This window comes from Vitreimonas sp., from assembly GCF_036392335.1.
Taxonomy (GTDB): domain Bacteria; phylum Pseudomonadota; class Alphaproteobacteria; order Caulobacterales; family Aquidulcibacteraceae; genus Vitreimonas.
Map to the genome: position 1 here is coordinate 1 of NZ_DASVYD010000043.1, position 2,057 is coordinate 2,057.

The window sequence follows — 2,057 nt, forward strand, 5'->3', positions numbered from 1 at the left end:
CGACACCGCGCGCAAGCTGGTGAAGGTCGCGGCGAAAACGTTGGCGCGCTGGTCAAGCAGCATCGGCGCTGAGACGACGACCAGGCAATAGGTGAAGAACGCGATCACGCCGCCGATGATCGTGCCGGTGATCAGCATGGAATGGCCTTCGCCGGTGTGGAGGGCGAAATCGACGAAGCTCTCGACTGTCGTGTGCAGGCGGAAGGTGGAGAGGCCGTAGACGATCTGAGCGATGCGGCCCCAGAGTAGATAGATCAGCAACAGCGCCAGGCCGAGATAGGCGACATCCTGACGGAGCGCGCCGCGCACGAACAGCATTTGTCCAAGCGTCGGCCTTTCGCCAGCTTCGAGGGCGCGGCCGGCTTCATAAAGACCCATCGCCAGCATGGGCGCGATGAAGACGAAGCCGCAGGTGAGCGACAGCGCCCAGAAGGCGGCGTTGGAATTGATCAGCGCTTTGGCGAGCACGAAGCTGACGGCGGCGAGCACTGCGCCATAAAACAGACTGGGGCCGAGCGTGCGCATCATGTCGCGCCAGCCTTCAGTCAGCCAGCGAAACGGCGCGTCCATGCCCACGCTTCTCACGTTGGGCAGCGTATAGGCTTGCTCCATATCGTCCTCCCTGCGCCCGCGTCTTTTGCGCGAGTCGCGTGTAGCCTTGAACGCAGGGTGGGGCGCGCATTGAGCGAGATCAAGTAAGCGAAGCTAGGCCTCGCCCGTCGCTTCGTCGAAGCGCTCGGCCAATTCCAAAAAGCGGTTGCCCCAACCGCTATTGAGACTGACTTCTTGGATTGGACCGGCGACCGTGAAGAGTACCTGCATCGTGAGCGTGTCGGGCAGAACGCCCGCCTGCAGGCTGGCGATTAGACCGTCGACTTCTTCAAGTGCGGCGGCGGCGTTCTCCCAACTCGACCAATCAAAATCATTCTCCGGGCGCGCGAGCAAGGTGCGCAGCTCGGAGAAGATGTCGATCAGCGCGGCGGTGTCCGCCACTTCTAGAGCGCGCGCTTGAAGAGTTCGTCGTAGCTTTCGCCATTGAACGGGATGGCGTTGCTGGCGGTGGCGAGGTCGGTGACGGCGTAATCGCGCGTCGACGGCCAATGCGCCTCGGTGACGCCCATTGCGCTGAGGCTCCCGGGCAGGCCGATGCGGGCATTGAGATCTGCGATGTATTGCGGCAGGTCGCCGTTGGGCCCGAGGCCGAGTGCGCGGCGTAGGCGAGCGAATTTTTCTTCCGCCGCATTGCCGATCATGGCGAGCGAGTGCGGCAGGATCACCGCGTTGAGCGTGCCGTGATGCAGCTTGAGTTCGTGGATGCGGCCGAGCGCGTGCGAAAGGCCGTGCACGGCGCCGAGGCCCTTGGCGAAGGCGAGCGCGCCTTGGAACGAGCCCATCATCATGTGCCAGCGCGCATCGCGGTCGCCGCCGTCTTTCACGGCGCGTTCGAGATATTTCGAGATGCGCTCGGCCCCATCGACGCCGATGGCTTCGGCTGGCGGGTGCACGACGGGGGTCAGCACCGCCTCGATGCAATGGGTCATCGCGTCCATGCCGGTGGCGGCGGTGAGGGAGGGCGGCAGGCCGATGGTCAGTTCGGGATCGCAAACGGCGGCCTTCGGCACGAGGTGCGGCGACACGAAGGTTTCCTTGCGGCCATTATCGAGAATGACGACCGCGCCTGGCGAGACCTCGCTGCCGGTGCCGGCGGTGGTCGGCACGGCGACCAACGGCGGGATGGCGGTGATGAAACGCGAGCCGCGCTGGCTGCCGCCGAGGCGCTCGAAGGGGCCTTCATGGGTGAGCATCAGGCCCATGGCCTTGGCGAGGTCCATCGAGGAACCGCCGCCGAAGGCGATGATGCCGTCCGCACCGGCGGCCTTATAGGCCTCCGCGGCGGCGCGCGAGGCGCTTTCGGTCGGGTTGGCGGGGGTGTCGGTGAACACGCCGGCGGGCGCTTCGCCGAGGGCTGCAAGCAGCTTATCGAGCAGGCCATTGGCCTTGAGGCCCGGATCGGTCACGACAAAGGGCCGTTTGACGCCAAAGCTGGGCAGAACCTT

The 2,057-nt window shown here is 65.2% G+C and carries 3 protein-coding genes; all 3 read right to left on the reverse strand.

The window, feature by feature from the left end; all coding sequences use genetic code 11:
* On the reverse strand, positions 1-612 hold a 612-nt coding region (locus VF769_RS10025; RefSeq protein ID WP_331008262.1), incomplete at its 3' end, for a DUF2189 domain-containing protein.
* 93 nt (positions 613-705) lie between these two features.
* Positions 706-993, reverse strand: a complete 288-nt coding sequence (locus VF769_RS10030; RefSeq protein WP_331008263.1) for a hypothetical protein — start codon at positions 991-993, stop codon at positions 706-708.
* A gap of 2 nt (positions 994-995) precedes the next feature.
* Positions 996-2,057, reverse strand: a 1,062-nt coding sequence (locus VF769_RS10035) for an iron-containing alcohol dehydrogenase (RefSeq protein ID WP_331008264.1), incomplete at its 5' end; no start/stop codon positions are given.